At 59.7% G+C, this 19,085-nt stretch carries 18 protein-coding genes; 15 read left to right on the forward strand and 3 right to left on the reverse strand.

The genetic code is table 11. The features are described 5' to 3' along the window. The first annotated feature begins 126 nt into the window (after nucleotides 1-126). The 5 genes from AC1DD5_RS12835 (at nucleotide 127) to AC1DD5_RS12855 (ending at nucleotide 5,722) form a co-directional block, all read left to right on the forward strand. Nucleotides 127-837 (forward strand): ABC transporter ATP-binding protein, encoded by a 711-nt coding sequence (locus tag AC1DD5_RS12835; protein WP_477513526.1) that lies wholly within the window; start codon nucleotides 127-129, stop codon nucleotides 835-837. An 84-nt stretch (nucleotides 838-921) separates the two neighbouring features. Further along, entirely contained in the window at nucleotides 922-1,818 is an 897-nt protein-coding gene (locus AC1DD5_RS12840; protein ID WP_477521663.1) for a fumarylacetoacetate hydrolase family protein, read from the forward strand. Beyond that, entirely contained in the window at nucleotides 1,815-3,224 is a 1,410-nt protein-coding gene (locus tag AC1DD5_RS12845; RefSeq protein ID WP_477521664.1) for an FAD-binding oxidoreductase, read from the forward strand. Before AC1DD5_RS12840 ends, AC1DD5_RS12845 begins: the two co-directional genes overlap by 4 nt. Nucleotides 3,225-3,227: 3 nt before the next feature. Next, the gene (locus tag AC1DD5_RS12850; RefSeq protein ID WP_477521665.1) at nucleotides 3,228-3,701 is read left to right on the forward strand and encodes a VOC family protein; all 474 of its coding nucleotides are present in this window, start codon (nucleotides 3,228-3,230) and stop codon (nucleotides 3,699-3,701) included. A 347-nt stretch (nucleotides 3,702-4,048) separates the two neighbouring features. After that, on the forward strand, nucleotides 4,049-5,722 hold the full coding sequence (locus tag AC1DD5_RS12855; protein WP_477521666.1) for a thiamine pyrophosphate-binding protein: 1,674 nt from the start codon (nucleotides 4,049-4,051) through the stop codon (nucleotides 5,720-5,722). A 151-nt stretch (nucleotides 5,723-5,873) separates the two neighbouring features. Here AC1DD5_RS12855 and AC1DD5_RS12860 read toward each other — a convergent pair whose 3' ends face one another. From AC1DD5_RS12860 to AC1DD5_RS12870, 3 genes are read right to left on the reverse strand one after another with little or no spacing between them, the layout of a single operon-like run. Further along, nucleotides 5,874-6,086 carry a hypothetical protein gene (locus tag AC1DD5_RS12860; protein WP_477521667.1) on the reverse strand — a complete coding sequence of 71 codons (213 nt, stop codon included), beginning with the start codon at nucleotides 6,084-6,086 and terminating at the stop codon, nucleotides 5,874-5,876. A gap of 32 nt (nucleotides 6,087-6,118) precedes the next feature. Then, nucleotides 6,119-7,417, reverse strand: coding sequence for a Y-family DNA polymerase (locus AC1DD5_RS12865; protein ID WP_477521668.1), 1,299 nt, complete (start codon nucleotides 7,415-7,417; stop codon nucleotides 6,119-6,121). Beyond that, on the reverse strand, nucleotides 7,410-7,841 hold the full coding sequence (locus AC1DD5_RS12870) for a LexA family protein (RefSeq protein ID WP_477521669.1): 432 nt from the start codon (nucleotides 7,839-7,841) through the stop codon (nucleotides 7,410-7,412). Before AC1DD5_RS12870 ends, AC1DD5_RS12865 begins: the two co-directional genes overlap by 8 nt. A 296-nt stretch (nucleotides 7,842-8,137) precedes the next feature. Between AC1DD5_RS12870 and AC1DD5_RS12875 the strand changes: the two genes are divergently transcribed. From AC1DD5_RS12875 to AC1DD5_RS12920, 10 genes are all read left to right on the forward strand, one after another. Further along, complete coding sequence (locus AC1DD5_RS12875) at nucleotides 8,138-9,166, forward strand: ornithine cyclodeaminase (RefSeq protein ID WP_477521731.1); 1,029 nt, start codon at nucleotides 8,138-8,140, stop codon at nucleotides 9,164-9,166. Between the two features lie 78 nt (nucleotides 9,167-9,244). After that, nucleotides 9,245-10,522 (forward strand): ABC transporter substrate-binding protein, encoded by a 1,278-nt coding sequence (locus AC1DD5_RS12880; protein WP_477521670.1) that lies wholly within the window; start codon nucleotides 9,245-9,247, stop codon nucleotides 10,520-10,522. Next, nucleotides 10,519-11,274, forward strand: a complete 756-nt coding sequence (locus AC1DD5_RS12885) for an ABC transporter ATP-binding protein (RefSeq protein WP_477521671.1) — start codon at nucleotides 10,519-10,521, stop codon at nucleotides 11,272-11,274. The genes AC1DD5_RS12880 and AC1DD5_RS12885 overlap by 4 nt, the downstream gene beginning before the upstream one ends. After that, nucleotides 11,271-12,050, forward strand: a complete 780-nt coding sequence (locus tag AC1DD5_RS12890) for an ABC transporter ATP-binding protein (protein ID WP_477521672.1) — start codon at nucleotides 11,271-11,273, stop codon at nucleotides 12,048-12,050. Before AC1DD5_RS12885 ends, AC1DD5_RS12890 begins: the two co-directional genes overlap by 4 nt. Continuing rightward, a complete protein-coding gene (locus AC1DD5_RS12895) occupies nucleotides 12,043-12,912 on the forward strand; it encodes a branched-chain amino acid ABC transporter permease (protein WP_477516277.1) in 870 nt (289 codons plus the stop codon). Before AC1DD5_RS12890 ends, AC1DD5_RS12895 begins: the two co-directional genes overlap by 8 nt. Beyond that, entirely contained in the window at nucleotides 12,912-13,961 is a 1,050-nt protein-coding gene (locus tag AC1DD5_RS12900) for a branched-chain amino acid ABC transporter permease (RefSeq protein ID WP_477521673.1), read from the forward strand. Before AC1DD5_RS12895 ends, AC1DD5_RS12900 begins: the two co-directional genes overlap by 1 nt. After that, nucleotides 13,951-15,345 carry an ArgE/DapE family deacylase gene (locus AC1DD5_RS12905; RefSeq protein ID WP_477521674.1) on the forward strand — a complete coding sequence of 465 codons (1,395 nt, stop codon included), beginning with the start codon at nucleotides 13,951-13,953 and terminating at the stop codon, nucleotides 15,343-15,345. Before AC1DD5_RS12900 ends, AC1DD5_RS12905 begins: the two co-directional genes overlap by 11 nt. After that, on the forward strand, nucleotides 15,342-16,640 hold the full coding sequence (locus AC1DD5_RS12910; RefSeq protein WP_477521675.1) for a type I glutamate--ammonia ligase: 1,299 nt from the start codon (nucleotides 15,342-15,344) through the stop codon (nucleotides 16,638-16,640). The genes AC1DD5_RS12905 and AC1DD5_RS12910 overlap by 4 nt, the downstream gene beginning before the upstream one ends. Beyond that, nucleotides 16,630-17,784, forward strand: a complete 1,155-nt coding sequence (locus AC1DD5_RS12915) for an amidohydrolase family protein (RefSeq protein ID WP_477521676.1) — start codon at nucleotides 16,630-16,632, stop codon at nucleotides 17,782-17,784. Before AC1DD5_RS12910 ends, AC1DD5_RS12915 begins: the two co-directional genes overlap by 11 nt. Next, nucleotides 17,781-18,983 carry a M20 metallopeptidase family protein gene (locus tag AC1DD5_RS12920; RefSeq protein ID WP_477521677.1) on the forward strand — a complete coding sequence of 401 codons (1,203 nt, stop codon included), beginning with the start codon at nucleotides 17,781-17,783 and terminating at the stop codon, nucleotides 18,981-18,983. Before AC1DD5_RS12915 ends, AC1DD5_RS12920 begins: the two co-directional genes overlap by 4 nt. Nucleotides 18,984-19,085: the final 102 nt, after the last annotated feature.

Below are 19,085 nucleotides of genomic sequence, written 5' to 3' on the forward strand. Positions count from 1 at the left end.
GAAGCCGTGAGTACATCGAACAGCACCAATGAGGCCGCTATTGTCAAAGCGGCGAAAACTGAGAGTAGGGATAGCGTCAACGCCGTCATCGAAGCTGTGAACCTTGGGCATTCCTACAATACTTCCGTGGGAAGCGCCGAAATCCTTGGCTCTGTTGAATTTTCAGTGCTGCCAGGGGAATTTGTTTGCATCGTCGGTCCATCGGGCGTGGGCAAAACAACTCTTTTGCGTTGCCTGTCGGGTCTGCAGCAACCGACGGCCGGCCACGTTGCGGTTGACGGCATCCCACTCGCTGGTCCATCGACAGCAATCAGTCTCGTCTTCCAGGACTACAGTCGCTCCCTGCTGCCCTGGCTGAGTGTTATCGACAACGTGACGCTTCCGCTGAAGGGCAGGGTCTCCAAGGGTGAACGGCGGGCAAGGGCGGAAAAAGCCCTGCGGGAAGTGGGGCTTCGGGAGGCCTCCAATCGCTACCCCTGGCAGCTTTCGGGGGGGATGCAACAGCGAGTAGCGATCGCCCGTGCCCTCGTATTCGAACCGAGAGTAATGCTCATGGATGAGCCCTTTGCCTCGGTTGACGCACAAACACGAGAAACTCTCGAAGACCTGGTACTTCGGATCAGGGAAGACCAGGGGCAGGCAGTTGTCCTGATAACGCATGACATCGACGAAGCAATCTACCTCGCTGATCGGGTGATCGTCTTGGGGGGCCGGCCTGCCAATGTTCGCGCCAATCTTTCGATTCCACTTGGCTCCTCCCGCACCCAGCTCCAAACCAAGGCCCGCCCCGAGTTCGCTGAACTCAGGGCCCATGTACACAGGCTCATCGGAGGCTAGATGCTGCACACGTCGAAAGTGGTGTATCCGGGGCACGCATAGCTAATTTGAGCCGAATGTTTAATGAAAGAGTGTGAATTCCCAATGAGGTTGGTTAAATACCTGCATAAGAACAAAATACGTCTGGGCGTCAGAGTCGATGATGGACTCGTTGCTGATAGCGGCTTCGCCGACCTCAGACAATTTCTGGAGACCCCTGCCGCGCGCAGGTCCGAAATCCTAACTGAGGCCTCAGGTCATGGCCGCCCTGTCCGTCCGGAAAAACTCCTCGCACCAGTGGCCGAACGCTGCCAGATCATTTACACCGGTGGAAACTACGCAAGCCATCTTGCGGAAGTCGCCCACCTTGTAACGCCCAAAGAACCGGTCTTCTTCCCCGGTCTCTGGTCCTCCGTAATAGGCCCAGGCGATCCCATCGCCATCCCAGAACCGGATAGCACCGTTGATTACGAGGTTGAACTCGCGTTTGTGATCTCGAAGACCGCCAGTAAGGTCAAAGCTTCCGAAGCATGGGACTACGTGTACGGCTACACTCTCGTAAATGACGTGAGCGCGCGAGACGTCATGCAGCGCGAGGCCATGCAAATCATGCTCTGCAAGAGTCCCGATACCTTTTGCCCGGTGGGCCCGGAAATAGTAAGTCGCGACGAGATCGCCGACGTTTATGGGCTTCGGATCACCTCTACGGTCAACGGCGTCCTAAAACAGGACTCGACAACCGGCACCATGCTCACGAGAATCCCGGAGTTGCTGGAATTCCTGTCCCGGACGGTCACTCTTCAACCCGGCGATGTCGTTACTACAGGAACACCTGGCGGAGCAGGTGCCTTCCGTAACCCGCCTGAGTTTATGTCCCCCGGAGACACTGTCACAGTCGCGGTCGAACAAATTGGTGAACTTACCAACCCGCTGGTAGCTGGGTGGCTCCAGGAAGAAGGCAACCGAGCCCAGGAACATGAAGCAGAAGGAATACACGCATGACCCCACGAACCCTGGCAGCAAGCCTTTCGAAGTATTTCGGTGAACGGTTCCTTACACCAGGGGACCGGCGCTACGACTCCGCGCGAAAAGTGTGGAACGGCATGGTCGATAAACGACCCCTTGGGCTGGTCAAGTGTGCCGACGGACGAGACGTATCAATAGCGCTGACCGAGTCCGTGGCAGCCGGAGTGCCCATTTCAATTCTCGCCGGAGGACATCAGATTGCCGGTGGCGCCGTTATAGAGGATGGCGTTGTCCTTGACCTTAGCGCCATGCGTTCGGTGAATGTAGACAGACAAAGTTCCAACGTTTCAGTGGGTGGAGGTGCACTGCTGGGCGACCTCGACCGTGCTGCATCCAGGTACGGTCTCGCCGTCCCGGCAGGCGTTGTCTCCCACACGGGAGTGGGGGGACTGACCCTGGGCGGGGGCATTGGATGGCTCTCGCGAAGTAGGGGACTCACCTGTGACCGGCTCCTCTCTGCTCGCGTCATTGACGGTACGGGCAGGGAGAGGTTGGCCAGCAGCACCGAGAATCCCGACCTCTTTTGGGCCATGCGGGGAGGCGGTGGGAACTTTGGTGTCGTCACAGAATTCACCTACGAAGCCGCGCCGATTGGGTGGGTGACGTTTGGAACGCGGACGGTGAATCTGCAGCAGGCGCGAGCCGCGTTAATCGAATATGGGAGCCGCGCCGACACGCTGCCCCGACAACTTCAAGTCATGGTCAAAGTACAAAAAGCGCTGAGCCAGTCGGGTCCAAATCACCGGCGAGGTGAACCCGTGGTCACGTTTGAATGGATGTGGTCCGGGGACCCAGTTGACGCTTTCTCAGCGCAAGAATCGCTTGGGCTGGAGCACCTCGGGTCTGCCCAGATGGCCCGCCAACGGTTCGCGGAAGTTCAAAGCCACCAAGACCACAGGTACCCCCATGGCTTCAGATACTTCCTCAAACCCGGTCACTTCAACGCGCTGACAGCCGAGGTTGCGGACGCCATGCTCAAAGCAGCCGAATCAATGCCGAGTGAAGACGCTCAAATTGAAGTTCTCCTTCTCGGAGGGGCAATTGACGATGTGCCTGAAAGCGAAACGGCCTACCCCAAACGGTCAGCACGCTTCGCCTACAACGTCACAGCCGGCTGGGAAAGTGACCTACTCGACCAGGAACATATCGGATGGTGCCGTTCAACACATCAATCCCTCAACCGTCTGGCAACTGAAGGCGCCTACATCAACTTCCTCGGTGCTGATGAAGTTGTAGATCTGTCAAGCATATTTGGGGCAGCGAAATATGCCCGGCTCCGCGAGGTCAAAGCACAATACGACCCCGGCCAGATCTTTCAACCGATGGTGCCAATACCCCCAGCTGATAGCCCCCTCGCCGCGACAAATTCAGGAACCAGGTAACTGATGACAAACGATATAAAAGCATCCGAAGTATCTCTTGCTGGTATCCACCACCTGAAAATTCCGGTTACCAATCTCCAGACGAGCTTGAAATGGTACGAGGAGATCCTGGGAGCTAAACGATGCGCAGAATTTGATCACTTCGACCGGGAAGGGAATCTCTTTGCCTACATCGTTACGATCCCGGGTATCGATACATACTTTGAACTTCGCTTGGCCCCCAAAATCGCGGAGCGCATGAAAGGGTTTGATCCGACAATCCTCAGCGTTGGGACCCTCGAGGAACTTGAACTGTGGGAACAGCACCTGAACCAACATGGAGTAGCAAATTCGTCTGTCCTCCGCGGCATCGTCGGCTGGCTGCTCGTCTGTCATGATCCCGACGGGCTGGCTATCCGTTTCTACACTTTGGAAACCCATGAGTTCGACGCTGCAGGATCCGACATGGATTCTCCCTGGGTGGTCTACCCCGAATAAGGATCGGCGCCGTTCCACTCCGGACGCCATGTAAAAGCTGCCACGCGGTGGGGCGCTGTGCGCTCTCCGCGACCCTGGCCCCGCCGCCGCCCTATTCATGGGACCACGGTTCCGCCGGAAGCCCACAGCGAAGGCATCCCACCTTCAAAGGCAAGCGCCACGCATTCCCGGAGACTAACTCCGCCCCGACGGTTCACCCTGCAGCATCCGGTCGGCGCACCATTTCCACGTCAACACCACGGCGGACGACCACCACCCCAGACTCCTTAAGCGGTCACTGCGGCATTCGCAGCGCAGGCACTGCATATCCCTCTCTCACCGGGCCAAGGCCCACGATAGGAAACCGCATGACAACGCCCATCCCACCCACCGCCAGCCCGACGGTGTCCACAGCAATCGCGGACGTGGTGGCCGACCGCGCCGGCCATCTGTTCGGCCTAATGGGCAACGGGAACGCCCACCTCATCAGCCACCTCACCAGCCGGGGATTCCCCTTCACCTCTGGACGCCACGAGGCTGCCACTGTCGCGATGGCCGACGCGTACTACCGCGCCGGCGGCCAGATTGCGGCGGCGACCACGACCTACGGGGCCGGGTTCACCAACGCCTACACGGCACTGGCCGAGGCTAGGCTCGCCCGGGTGCCAATGGTGCTCATCGTCGGGGACGCGCCGAGCACCGGGCCGCGGTCGTTCGACATCGACCAAGTCACAGCGGCAGAAGCGGTAGGAGTCCTCACGCTCGTGGCGCACCCCGCAAACGCGGTACTAATTGCTCACCGCGCCTTCGACCTCGCGCTGCGCACCGTCCAACCCGTGGTCCTCGCCATCCCCTACGACCTGGCCACCGAACCCTTGGAGGAGCAGACCCACCTCGAACCTTTGCCAGCCAAGCCCGTCTGGAATGCGTCCGGGAAGGAGCTCGACCGGGTCGCCGCCATCCTGCGCAATGCTAAGCGTCCGCTCCTGCTGGCCGGGCGAGGGGTGCTGCTCGGAGAGGCCGTCGGCCCGTTCAAAGAGCTCGGGGACCGGCTGGGGGCCATGTTCATGACCTCCGTAATGGCCGTCAACATCGTCGACAGCCCATGGAATCTCGGCATCGCCGGGGGCTTCGCCCGCGAGCACCGCCTCGACCTCGCACGACAGGCCGACGTCGTCCTCGTCGCCGGAGCCTCAATGAACTCCTTCCAGCACCGCTACGGGACCCTCTTCGGACCCGACACGCGCGTCGTCCGCATCGACAACGAGCCCTCCAGCGATCACCCACACGTCGACAAGTACATCCGCGCCGACCTTGCACCCTTTCTCGAAGCACTAAGGGGCCGCATACCAACGGTCAACGAGCACCAGACGTGGCGACATGCCGCGACCGAGGTCGCGGAGGACGAGTTCCGCTCGATCGGGCCCTACGAGGACCCGGAAGAGTTCGGCCCTGACGGACGCCTCAACCCCCGCACCGTGGTCGCTGCCCTGGAGGGCATCCTCCCCGCCGAGAGGTCAATCGTCATGGACGGCGGGCACTTCATGGGATGGGCCCCCATGTACCTCTCCGTCCCCGACCCCCAAGCAATGGTCCTGGTGGGAACCGCCTTCCAATCTATCGGCCTCGGCTTCTCCTCCGCGCCCGGAGTCTCAATAGCCCACCCCGAACGGACCACCGTCTTCATTACCGGCGACGGCGGAGGTCTCATGGGACTGGCAGACTTCGAAACCTTCATCCGGACCACCCACAGAGGCGTGGTCATCGCCCTCAACGACGCCGCTTACGGAGCCGAACTCCACCAGTACGCGTCCAAAGGCCTGGACCCGACCGCGATGCTAATCGATGAAGTCGACTTCTCCGCCATCGGCCGCGCTCTCGGCGCAGACGGCCACAAGGCGATGACCCTCGCAGACCTGAAGATCCTCCAGGATTGGCTCGCCGGACACGACAGAGGCGTGTTCGTGCTTGACGTCGCCATATCCCGGGAAATCGTCGTCGAATGGATGTCCGCCTCCCTCGCAGTCAAACAGGCCCTCTAGACCGGGGCTCCGAAAGGCCAGCCTGCAGCTGTATGGGCGGCCGAACTTTGATGAAGGGGATCATCCTTACCGGCGCCAGGAGGGGATCGGCGGGAGCCGCTGTGAAGTAAGAGCTGGTCCGGGGTGGGCTGACGGTAGATGGCACTTCGCACTAGCTGATGGACTCGAGTTGCCAGTGTTCAGCCAAGGGTTCCCGCCGCAGCGTGAACCACCAGGCGTCCCTCGTGAACCAGTGTGCCGTGTGGATGTCCGGGTCGACCATCCAGATCCGGCCCATGTAGCGAATCGCCAGCGGCGTTCCGTCGGGGCTGAATCGGACAGCGACTTCGTGCCCGGTCGTGGGTGTTTCAGGCGCAATAGTCATGGTGGTTTTCCTTTCTAATGGTGGGCTGCCGGTCAGGCGGCTTTGACGAGGGGGAGTTCGTCCCAGTGGGTGGTGTATCTGGGGGAGACCATGTCGCGTTTCATGGTCCAGTCCGGTCCGCCTTTGATGCCGGCATGGCCCAGTCCAATGGCGCCGCGGCCGTAGCGTTTGCTGACTTCTTCCAGGAGCATGCCGATGCCGCGTTCTTCGTGCGGGTTCTCGAACAGCTCCAAGGGCTTTTGATTACCAGTGGGACGTAGGTCGGTGACCATGATCCCGGCCCGGACGTACTTCACGCCTTCGTGGATCTGGGGGAGCAGGGCGTGGGCTGCCTTGGTCAGCAGCACAGGATCCGCGGTCGGCATCGGCAAAGCCAGGCACACCGACGGGAAAGACTTTTCGTTCGGGTTGAAGTGTGACGTCGCAGCGAACGCGGTGAGCACTTTGGCTTGCAGGTCGTGTTTGGCCAAGCGCGCACTGGCCATCTGTGCGTAGATGCTCATGACTTGCCGCAACCCGGCTGTCGTCGTGATGGGTGTCGAGAACGAGCGCGAGAAGATCAGCTGGTCCCGGCCGATGCGCTCTTCCTCCATGGGAATGCAGGGTGTTCCGTGCAACTCCAGCACAGTGCGCATCATGACGATGGAGAACTTGTCACGGATCGCGACCGGGTTCGCCCGTGTGAGGTCCAGGATCGAGAAGATCCCCATCGCGTTCAGGCGCTTGGTAAGCCGCGTAGCCACACCCCAGATCTCAATCACGGACAGCTTGGCCATGAGCGCCTCACGCTGATGCAAGGGCACAGACTCCCAGCGGCAGACGCCATCGAAGGCGGGGTTGTTCTTCGCCCACTTGTTGCAGAGCTTGGCCAGCGTCTTGGTGGGCGCGATGCCAACGCACACCGGCACGCCGACATGGCGGCGGCAGGCGGCTTTTATTGTCCTGCCCAGCTGCAGCAGCTCATCGGGCTCGCCTTTGACGCCGAGGAACGCCTCATCGATGGAGTAGACCTCCAGCCAGGCCGAGTAGCGGCCCAGGAGCTCCATGACGCGCGAGCTAATGTCGCCGTACAGCTCGTAGTTGCTGGACAGGGCTACCAGTCCCCATTCCTTGGCGCGGGGCCTGAGCTTGAACCACGGCTCACCCATGGCGATGCCGAGCTTCTTGGCTTCCGGAGACCGCGTTACTGCACATCCATCGTTGTTGGAGAGCACGATGAGGGGTCTACCCTCCAACGCGGGATTGAACGCGCGCTCGGCCGAGGCGTAGAAGCAGTTCACGTCCACGTGCGCTATCTCCTGCATCCGGCGCATGAGCGCGGGCTTAGACATAGTGCAAACACCGTGTCGCAACGCCCCAGATGCTCAGGTCCGAGAGCGCTGGAACCTTGATGTCGGGGAAGTCCGGATTGTCGGCCTGCAGGACAACACCGTGGGCGGTGATCCTGAGCCGCTTGATGGTCAGCTCGCCATCAAGTACAGCGACAACCACGGAACCGTCCTTGGGTTCCAGTGCGCGGTTGACGATCAGCTCGTCGCCGTCGCTGATGCCGGCCTGCTCCATGGACTGGCCGGTGACCCTGACGATAAAGGTGCTGGTCACGTCCTTGATCAGGTGTTCGTTCAGGTCGATACGGCCGTCGAAGTAGTCCTGGGCCGGCGAGGGGTAGCCTGCCGCCACTGCAACGGGTGCCAGCAGCACCTTCACCAGAGAGAGTCCCGCATCTATCACACGGGGGCCAACTATCACGCCCACAACACACCTTTATTCGAATATATGTTCGATAGTTCAGTGTACTGCCGAGCTGCGACATAGTAAGCACTCCACCAGGTTGCGGGGTGGCTGGTGGTCCGGGGGTGTGTGACCGGCCAACTGGAGGTGACCGTCCACGCCGCCGTTGGCCAGGAAGCGCAACACCCCTCTCTTCACGCCCAGATGCTGAAAGAAATGTAACAAATCCTTCAAAACTAGTGACTTTGGTTTGTTTGTAACGCATCATGGAATCAGCCGATCCCGAGGACGTGAACGGCACAAACCAGAAGGGAGCGCAGATGACGCGCTTTGTTGATGTACACAACATGATCAGCTGGGTCAGATCCCAGGGACCGGAGACGATCATCAAAGATCTGATCCACTACATGGAGGACGACTTCCGCCGCTGGGCGCGGTTCGATAAGACGCCCCGGGTAGCCAGTCACACCCCGTATGGCGTCATAGAACTCATGCCCACCAGCGATCATGAGACCTACGGATTCAAATATGTGAACGGGCACCCTTCCAACCCCGCACGCGGCTTCCAAACCGTCACGGCATTCGGTGTTCTGGCAGATGTCCACAACGGCTACCCAACGTTCCTTGCAGAAATGACGATCCTTACCGCGCTGCGCACCGCCGCCACGTCCGCCATGGTTGCGAAGGCCCTGGCGCGGCCCGAGTCGAGGGTCATGGCCATGATTGGAACCGGCAGCCAGGCAGAATTCCAGGCACTGGCCATGAGAACAGCATTGGGCGTGGCGAAGCTGCGCGTTTGGGACACCGATCCTGCCGCAGTGAAGAAGTTCATCCGCAACATGGTTCCGCTTGGATTCGAAATATATGTTGCTGCATCTGCTCTGGAAGCGGTTCAGGGCGCCGACGTGATCACGACGTGCACGGCAGACAAAGCCCAAGCCACGATCCTCAGCGTTCAGCACGTTGCTCCTGGCGTCCATCTCAATGCGATTGGCGGAGATTGCCCCGGAAAGACGGAACTGGATCCGCTGATCCTGGAGATGGGTGACGTCTTTGTCGAGTACGAGGGACAGACGCGGATCGAAGGTGAAATCCAGCAGATGCCGGCCGACTTCGCCGTTACCGAATTCTGGAAGGTCCTCCTCGGCGCCGCACCTGGGCGTACATCAGAAGATCAAGTCACCATCTTCGACTCCGTCGGATTTGCCGTGGAAGACTTCTCGGCCCTGCGTTATGTACGGGACTCCGTGGACGGTTCCGAGTTCTTTGAAGATATCGATCTCGTCGCCAATCCCGACGATCCAAAAGACCTGTTCGGTCTTGTCGGTGCCTTGTCCCCGGTTGGGTAGGGGACTAACTCCACCACCAAATGTATCCAGATATGACTCCCAAACCCGGACCAAAATCCCCATCTCCCACGGAGCGCTATGTCCACCTCAATCAAGCCCCACTTACGTTCCTCCCTACTCCTTTCAGCAGCTACGCTCATGGCCATCTCGATGGTGAGCTGTACCGTTCCCACCGGCAAAGGCGGTGACTCCGGGGCATCCGGAGAGGCTATCACGCTCGGTCTATTGGCCCCGCTCACAGGCGTGGCCGCTGCCGACGGCAAGCTCATGGAACAAGGTGCACGACTCGCGGTCGATGAAATCAATGCCAAGGGCGGCATCGATGGGAGGAAAGTTGAACTCAAAGCCCTTGACGTGCGGGACCAGAAGTCAGATGCGGTCTCGGCCGCTGTGACACAACTGACCTCAGACCCCGATGTTGCGGCAGTGATCACCGGCTACGCCAGCACGACGAACTTCGAAATCGATCAGCTCGCAGAAGCCGGGATTCCGTACCTGCTCAGCGGCAACAGCGGCCAAACGCAGGAGATCATTTCCAAGAATCCCGAAAAGTACCCCGGTGTTTGGTCCCTTGCCCCTTCATACGAGGGGTACAGCACTGGAATTCCTGAACAATTGGATGCATGGAACGCCGATGGCACGTTCCCGCTCACTAACCGCCGGGTTTACATCATCTCCAGCGACAATGCATATTCCAATGGCATAGCGTCAGGTCTGGACAAGAACTTCAAGGCAAAAGGCTGGGAAGTCACCGGGCCTGACACTGTTCCCTTTGGGGAAGTGGACGACTGGACCACGCAGATCACCAAAATTCGGCAGGTCGATCCGGCTGTAATCATCAACCTCGACTACCTGACTGCAAATGCGTCAAAGTTCCTCACCCAGTTCCGCCAGAACCCCACGCAGTCACTGGTGTTTTCGCAATACGCCCCCAGTGTCCCGGAGTTCACTGAACTTGCAGGGAAGAACGCTGATGGCGTGCTTTACAACCTGCCGTTTGCCCCGTTGCCGGCATTGCCGGAAACCAAGGACCTTACCCGGAAGCTTACGGAGACATACCAGAACGAACCGAGCCTTTATAGCTATGGCCTCTACGAACAGGTCCATTTGTGGGCCGACGCTGTCAAGGAAGTCGGTGATCCCGACAAACGAGAGGAAGTCGGAGCTGCATTGGGCAAGCTGGACAAACAAACCACCCTGGGGCGTGTCCATTTTGATCCAACAACCCATCTGGCCGTAGCCGGCAAGGACGGTATCCCGATGACGTACTACCAAATCCAAAACGGCAAACGCCTGAACATTGCTCCGGAAGAGTTCGCCGACGGCAAGTTCCAGAGACCTGAGTGGATGAAATGAGGATCGCCAAGTCACCAGTCCCCGCCCCGTCCACAGGGCACCTCCTGGAAGTACGGCAGGTCAGTCGACACTTCGGGGGGTTCGTCGCAGTGGACGACGTCACGCTGAATGTTCATGAGGGGGAGATCCTGGGAATTGCCGGTCCCAATGGTGCGGGAAAAAGTACTCTCTTCAACCTGATCTCCGGGGTGCCGTTCGGCCCGACAGGCGGAGAGATCTTCTTTGACGGTACGCGGATTGACAGGCTTCCCGCGCACAGAATCGCTCGTTCGGGAATGCGTCGAACCTTCCAGGCAGAACAGCTGTTCCCGTCGTTGAGCGTTTCGGACAACATCGCCGTGGCCAACCACTACCTCGGCGGGCGGCGCACCAAAGGGGACGTGGAAACTGCCTTGGAGACAGTCGGAATCACCAAGTACAGAGATGATCCGGCGGCGGACATACCACTGCTGGCAAAAAAGAAGCTAATGATCGCCAGCGCCCTCGTCTCACAGCCGCGGCTCTTGCTGCTGGATGAACCAGCCGGGGGCCTCAACGATGAGGATCAGGCTGAACTAATCCTGCTTTTGCGTGAACTTCAGAAGGGCGGCCTGACACTGCTGATCATTGAGCATGTACTCAGTCTTATCCGCGACCTGGCGAAACGGATGGTCATCATGTCATCCGGCGAAGTCCTGGTTGAAGGAACCCCCGACGCCGTTCTTTCGGATCCGCGGGTGATGGAGGCATATCTGGGGAAGGCCGCAGCATGAACGCCGATCAGGAGACCGTCAGCCCACTGCTCCGCGTCAGTGACCTGGCGGCCGGATATGGACGCCTGCCTGTCGTCAGATCACTTTCCATGGACATCGCCCCGGGTGAAGCCTTGGCCTTGTTGGGTCCCAACGGTCATGGAAAGACGACCGCCCTGCGCGCCATCTCGGGCCTTGGCAGGATCTCTTCGGGTCAGATTGTCTTCGATGGCAGCGATATCACCGGGACGCCCGCCTATAAGGTAGTCAACCAGGGAATGATGCATGTGCCCCAAGGCAATCAGCTCTTTCCCAGGCTCACCGTCAGGGAGAACCTGGTATTGGCAGGTGGGATCCCGGCGGCCAGGGGCCAGCGGGAAGAGACTCTTGAAACGGTCCAGGGACTGTTTCCCAAGCTCCTGCAACGTCGAGGGCAACTTGTGGGCACGCTGTCCGGAGGCGAACGCCAAATGGTGGCCATCGGAATGGGCCTTATGGCCAAGCCCAAACTTCTTGTGCTGGATGAACCAACTCTCGGGCTGGCACCCAAGATCCGGTACGAAATCCTTGAGACACTTCACGAAGTCCGACGACTGGGCCTATCCCTGATAGTCGCCGATGGCGATATTGAGTTCCTCTTCGAACTCGCGGACCGGTGGCATCTTGTGGAGCTCGGGCGGATCGTCTCCAGCGGGACCACCGACATCAAGCCCAGTCACGAGGAAGTCATGGATATGTACGTCGGCTCGCACCCGTCATCCGCTACCAACAACATTGAGGGAAACAAGCATGTCTGACGCGCTCCTTTCCATCCTCGTCTCAGCCCTCGTGCTCGGGTCGCTGTACTCATTGATGGCAAGCGGACTGTCCCTCATTTGGTCCACGCTCGGGGTCTTCAACTACGCTCACGGCGCGCTCCTGCTGCTGGGCGCGTACCTTATCTGGACGTTCTCAGAGAAGGTCGGGCTCCCGGTACTTCTCGCTTTCGCGGCTGCGATTCCCTTGCTGGCCTTACTGGGTATGCTCCTGGACCTCGTCGCGGTCCGGCCTTTCATCAGCAGGGCAAACGGAACTCTCTTGGTCATGGTTTCGACCCTCGCCATCGCCAACGCCGTCGAAGGTGCTGCACAACTAATCTGGGGACCGCAGAACAAGCAGATAAAGGCCGTGAGCACCTCAACATTTGCCTTGGGCGACGTAAAAATCGCAAGCTCCACCCTCATTGCCCTGGCCCTGGCATTAGTTCTAGTCGTAGGACTGATTACGTTGCTGCGCAAGACGAAGTGGGGGATGGCGGTCCGGGCAGTGGAACAAAACCGGGACATGGCAATGCTCGTCGGAATCAGGCCAGCGCGCATATACGCCGGCGTATTTGCGGTGGCGTCAATTCTGGCCTGCGCCGCTGCCTTCGTCTACGGAACGACCACCACCATTACGCCCACCAAGGGATTTGAACCCCTGTTGACGGCCTTTGTCGTCCTGGTCTTCGGCGGGTCGGCGACTTTGTGGGGAACCTTGGTCGGCGCCTTCACCATAGGCCTGTTGGAGGCGGGCACAACGTACTGGCTCGGTCTGCAATGGAGCCCTGTAGCCGTATTCCTCGTGCTGGTCCTCATCATGCTGGTCCGCCCCCAAGGTCTAGTGAAAGGACGTTCGTGATGAACATTCTTGGATCCCTCAAGCCCTTCGCGACGTGGCCGTTGCTCTTGCTTGCCGCCGCCTTGCTGCCGTATGTCGTCATCAGCGGCTCTGCACGCCTGCTGGCCGCGACAGCACTCATTTACGCCCTGCTCGCGGCCAGCTGGAACCTGACGCTGGGTATCGGCGGTATCTTCAACTTCGCACACGTTGGCTTCTTCGGGGTCGGTGGCTACGCGATGGCCGTTGCCACAGTGACATGGGATATGAATCCATGGCTTGGGCTCATACTGGCAACCGTTGCCGGTGGGCTGGCTGGTGCCCTGGCCTATATCCCGGTGATACGCATGCGAGGCATCTACATCGCACTTATCACCTTCGTCTTCGTGCAGCTCTGTTACTACCTGGTGTTGGCCATTCCCGGAATCACCGGCGGATCCAGCGGACTGACAGGCGTACCGGCTCTGAGCGTAGGAGATTTTTCCTTCGCAAAGTACTCGGGATTGGGTTACTTATGGTTGCTCGGCGGGGCAGTGGTCCTGCTCCTGGTTCTGCTCCGGACCACCCTTCGCAGCCCGTTCGGCAAGAGCCTCATCGCACTGCGCGACAATGAAAACCTTGCCGTGAGCCGCGGAATGAACCGCATAAGGCAGCATCTCCTTGCCTTCATCCTCAGCGGAGCAGTCGCCGGCGTCACAGGAGCCCTTTATGTTGCGTACTTCCGCGTTGCGGACGTCACACTCTTCAGTTTCGGATTCGTCACCCTTGGCTTGAGCATGATCTTCCTCGGCGGTACCGGCCACATCTGGGGTCCGGTCCTGGGGGCATTGATAGTCACCGTCATCGACCGCCAACTCACTGACCTTGGGCCTGTGCGTGCGATCATCATCGGCGTTGGAACCCTTCTGGTTCTCATTTTCCTTCCACGCGGCATTTCCGGGCTCTTCGAAGACGTATGGACCAGAGCGCGGAGGCTACTTCCGGGAAACCCGAACAAATCCGCCCATAGAGCACTCCAAAAACCCGCAAGCCGGACTATGGAAGTCGAGGAGACCACGCATGTCCATTGATTCCACTGCCCGAGCAGAGCAGAACCAGCGAAAGGCGGTCCTGGACGCTGTGGATCGTCTGGCGCCCAGGATCGTGCAGTCCGTCGCCGACGCAGTCAGGATCCCGAGCATAAACCCCAAGTATCCCGGTCAGGACTACCAGAAGCTTGTGGGCGGCGAGGGTGAGGTGAGCGCCCTCATGAACGATCTTCATCGCGAAGCCGGGGCCTCTACGGAACTCGTCACAGTTGAGAAGGGCCGGGACAATGCTTGCGGGCGGATTGCCGGAACGGGCGGTGGCCGCTCGCTGCTGCTCAACGGGCACGTCGATGTTGTGCCGCCCAACCGGGAAGGTCTTTGGGATCACGCGCCGTTCTCCGGGTTGATTACCGATGACGCGGTTCATGGCAGGGGAGCTACGGATAACAAAGCCGGCACAGTCGCCACGGCATATGCTGCCATCGCATTAGCCACCGCAGGTATCCGGCTCAAAGGAGACCTCGTACTGCAGGCGGTCGTGGGAGAAGAAGTCGGTGACCACCTCTCGGGTACAACGGCAGCCTTACAGGCGGGATATGGGGCCGACGCCGCAATCGTCTGCGAACCGTCGAACTTCTCGGACGCAGCCCCCAATCTGGTTCCCACCACGCCGGGCCTGCTGTGGTTCTCGCTGTCCCTTGTCGGCAAAGCTGCGCACTCCGGATTGCGGGGTCTTACCATTCATCCAACCCTTGAGGGCGAAGCTTTGGGCGTCAATACCATCGATAAGTTCTGGATCATTTATCACGCCCTGCGGCAGTTGGAAGATACTTGGGCGCGGCGTGACAGGCACCCCCTGTTCCAGCCGGGCTACTTCAATCTCTTGCCCGGGGTGATCCGTGGAAACCCGGAGGGCGTCCTGGTCCCGTTCTTCCTCGCCGACACCCTCACAGTGGAATACTGCGTCTACCATCACCCTGAGCGAAGCAACGACGAAGTCATCGACGAGATCGAACGAACCGTGCGTCAAGCTTGTGCCAACGATCCCTGGCTGAGCGCTCACCGACCCGAATTCGACTGGAAGCTCCTATGGCCGCCGTACACCGCGCCGGCCAGCCATGAACTCATCCCCGTGGTCATGAAGGCCCACAGTGATTCCGTCGGCGGGTTTGACCTGGCCACCCCTCCTGAACAAGAGGGGTTCCTCGGTGTCTGTGATCTCACATGGATGGATGCCCAAGGCATCGACGGGCTAGTTTACGGTCCTGGGGTTGGCCGAACCGCGCACGCGGAAAACGAATACGTGCCAATCCACCAGATCATTACGGCAGTAAAGACGTATGCCCTATCTGCAATGGACTTTTGCGGCGTCTCGGGTACTGAATCCAACATCAATCCACCCACGACCGCCCGGAGGCGCCCGTGAACACCCCCGATATCTTCGTTGCTACCTGCGATCTCGCTGGTCAGGTCAAAGGACGAGGCGCACCCGGCGAAGCCTACAGCTCTGTCCTTCGCTCCGGACTGGGCTGGGTGCCGGCCAACCTTGGCATTTCGGCTTTCGGCAGCATTGCGCCGGGCAGCGCCTTCGGTTCAACCGGCGACCTGCGCCTTATGCCGGACGAGGCCACGGAAATCACCGTGGCCGATGGCCCCAAAGAGACCGGGCTCAGGATTCTGCTCGCCGACCAAACACAACCTGACGGAACCGACTGGGACTGCTGTCCCAGGACCTTCCTGCGCCGAGCCATCAGCGACTTTCGAGAGCAAACGGGCCTGCGCGTTATCGCCACCTTCGAACACGAGTTCGTTGTGGAGGGCCTGCCTCAATCAGCCCCTTTTTCCTTGCGCAGGCACCTGGACGCCGATCCGTTCGGAATGGACCTGCTGCGTCTTTTGACGGATTGTGGTCTCGCACCCGAGAACTGGTTGCCCGAATACGGGGCGAATCAGTTTGAAATCACGGTGGAACCGAGCGACCCCCTCACTGCAGCAGACAGGGCGGTACTCTTGCGCGAATTGGTCCGCGATTTGGCAATCCGACGCGGCCTCAGAGCTTCCTTCGCACCGCTTCAGGAACCAAACGGTACCGGTACCGGCGTCCATGTCCACATCAGTTTGGTGGACGACGGCGGTACTCCGGTTCTGTTCGACGCCACCCGTCCGGGGCGTCTATCCGAGGTTGGATCAAGATTCAGCGCAGGAATCCTGCGTCACGCCGAAGCGCTGACGGCCTGGACAGCGCCAAGCCCAGTTTCCTTCATGCGCCTGGCGCCGGATCGATGGAGTGTAGGGGGAATATTCCTGGCGGAACGAAACAGGGAGGCTCTTCTACGAATCTGCCCGACCAGTTCGGCAGGTGGATCTGCTCCGGACCACCAGTTCAATCTTGAGTACAGGGCAGCGGATGCAACCGCCAACCCGTGGCTCACGCTTGGTGTCCTGCTCCGGGCCGGTCTTGCCGGAATCGTGGGCGGCGACGAGTACCCCGAACCAGACATTTTCCCGGAGACGGCAGACCCGGCTGAATTGAACGACGTACCTCGACTGCCTCGTACACTCGAGGACGCACTCCTGGCATTGGAAAAGGACCAGAGCGTGACGTCGTGGTTCCATCCTGATCTGTTGGCAACGTATTTGGCGGTCAAGCGGCATGAGCTCGCCCATGTGGCCACTCTCGACGATGCTGCCCGAGTCAAAGCGGTATCTGATGTCTACTAATTCCGTAGAAGATCTCCTGACCGCCATCGAGGAAATCCCCTTGGTGGACCACCATGTCCATGGAGCGTTGAAGGATGACGTTGACCGGTCCTCGCTGGAGGAACTGCTGACGGAGTCGGACAGGCCTATTCCTGAATGGATGACGCAATTCGATTCGCAGTTGGGATTCGCGATTCGTCGTTGGTGTGCGCCGTTGTTGGGCCTATCTGCACATGCGAGTGCCGACGCGTACTTTGAACGGCGTGTGGGGCTCGGGACGTCGGAAGTAACCTCTCGCCTGCTCCAGTCTGCGGGGATAGGTCATTTCCTGGTCGAAACCGGATATCGCGGTGATCAAATCCACGGCCTTTCGGGGATGGAGCGAATCAGCTCAGCCACCGTAGGTGAGGTTGTCAGACTCGAATCCGTAGCGGAGTCTTTGGCGTGGGAAGGCGTATCAGCCGCCGATTTCGCTAACGCCTATACGGCCCGGCTAGCGCTGGCAACGGAGAACGCCGTGGGAGTCAAGAGCATCATCGCCTACCGACATGGGTTCGACTTTGATCCAATCCGGCCGTCCAAAGAAGAAGTGGTGAAGGCGGCTGCTTCCTGGCTCCGTCTGGTAGCAGCCGGCTACTCGCTTCGTGTTGCGGATCCTGTGCTTTTGCGCTTCTTTCTGTGGTCGGGCGTCGACCGTGGTCTGCCCATTCAAATGCACACTGGATACGGTGATCCCGACTTGCGTCTGGACCGCTGCGACCCGTTGCTGCTGGTTCCCTGGTTGAAGCTCATTGAATCATTGAAGGTGGACGTACTCCTTCTCCACTGCTACCCGTTCCATCGTCACGCGGGCTACCTTGCGCAGGTATTCCCGCATGTCTACTTCGATGTCGGGCTTGGGACCAACTACACAGGCGTTCAGTCTCTGGAACTGATCAAAGAGTCTTTCGAATTGGCACCTTTCTCCAAGATCCTGTTTTCAACGGATGCATGGGGGCCTCCGGAACTCCATTACCTCGGGGCGCGACTATGGCGCGAAGGAATGGGCAAGGTCCTGGGGGCTTGGGTTCGCGATGGGGACTGGGCTGAGGAGGATGCCATTCGAGTGGTTCACATGGTCGGAAGGGATAACGCGGTGCGCGTCTACGAGCTGGGGGAGAAGTGAACTCTGAACTGTTTGAGGTGCTCAGGAGACGCATTGACCAGGAGATTCCGCGTGCAATAGAACTGCGCCACAGATTGCACAGCAGGCCGGATTTATCCGGTTCCGAGGGGCCGACTCTTGAGCTGGTCTTGAACGCATTGCCTGACGACCTGCAAACCAGGTTTGTGGCCGGAACAGGGGCAGTACTGCGAATCGGGGGGCCGGGCAGGGCGATCGCTATCCGGGCTGAGCTGGATGCGCTGCCTGCGCTGGAAGAGTCCGGACTCGATTGGGCTTCCCAAAGGCCTGGTGTCATGCACGCATGTGGGCATGATATCCATCTGGCCGCCGTCGTTGCCTTGGCCAGGGCTGTCCACTCAACACCCGGCGCAGCTCCCATGGCACTGGTCTTGCAACCCAGGGAAGAAACGTACCCGTCCGGGGCAAAGGACATCTGCGCAGCAGGGATACTCACGGAGGAAGACGTGCGGGCCACAGTTGCGGCTCATGTTCAGCCGCTGTTACCCGGAGGGACAGTGGCGTGCACACCGGGGGCCGTGAATGCATCATCGGACGAGTTCACCATCAACATTAATGGAAGAGGCGGCCACGCTGCCTACCCGCACATTGCAGCGGATCCTGTCCTGGCGCTGTCCCACGTTGTGGTCTCTTTGCAAAACATCGTGAGCCGGAACGTGGATCCCATGGATTCGGTAGTCCTCACCATTGCTACGCTTCAGGCTGGTACCGCGGCCAACGTCATTCCGGGTACCGCCGCCGCCCGGGGAACTGTCCGCACTATGGCCACGCCAGTGAGGGAGGAAGTGCTGCGGCGTCTTGCAGACACAGTCCGCCTGGTTGCAGCTGCGCACGGCTGCAGCGGCGAAGTCAGCGTCACCGAAGGTGAACCCGTCCTGGAAAATGATGCGCATGTGGTCAAGGCGACTGCCCCTCTACTGCTGGCTCTGGGCTTGGAAGTGGACAGTAATCTCAGGTCTGCGGGTTCCGATGATTTTTCGTATTTCTCGGAAAGGATGCCTTCTTTGATGATGTTCGTAGGTACCAGCGGAACCGGGGAACGGTTGCACTCAAGCACTTTCGTGCCCCATGACTCTCACGTCCATGATGTAGCGCATGCGCTCCTGGCTGGATACGTAGGCGCCGCCAGGACGTTACTGCCCGCTCACGGGCTGCCCCTGGTCGCTGCCCCAACAGGCTGACGGCAGGCTAGCGCTCAAGCCGTTCTGGGTTTCCTGATTGAATGGGGATAAAAGCGGTGGAGTTCACACTAACTTCCAGCTTTGCCGGCTATGCAAGAAAGG

Source organism: Paenarthrobacter sp. 10L420 (genome assembly GCF_056395385.1).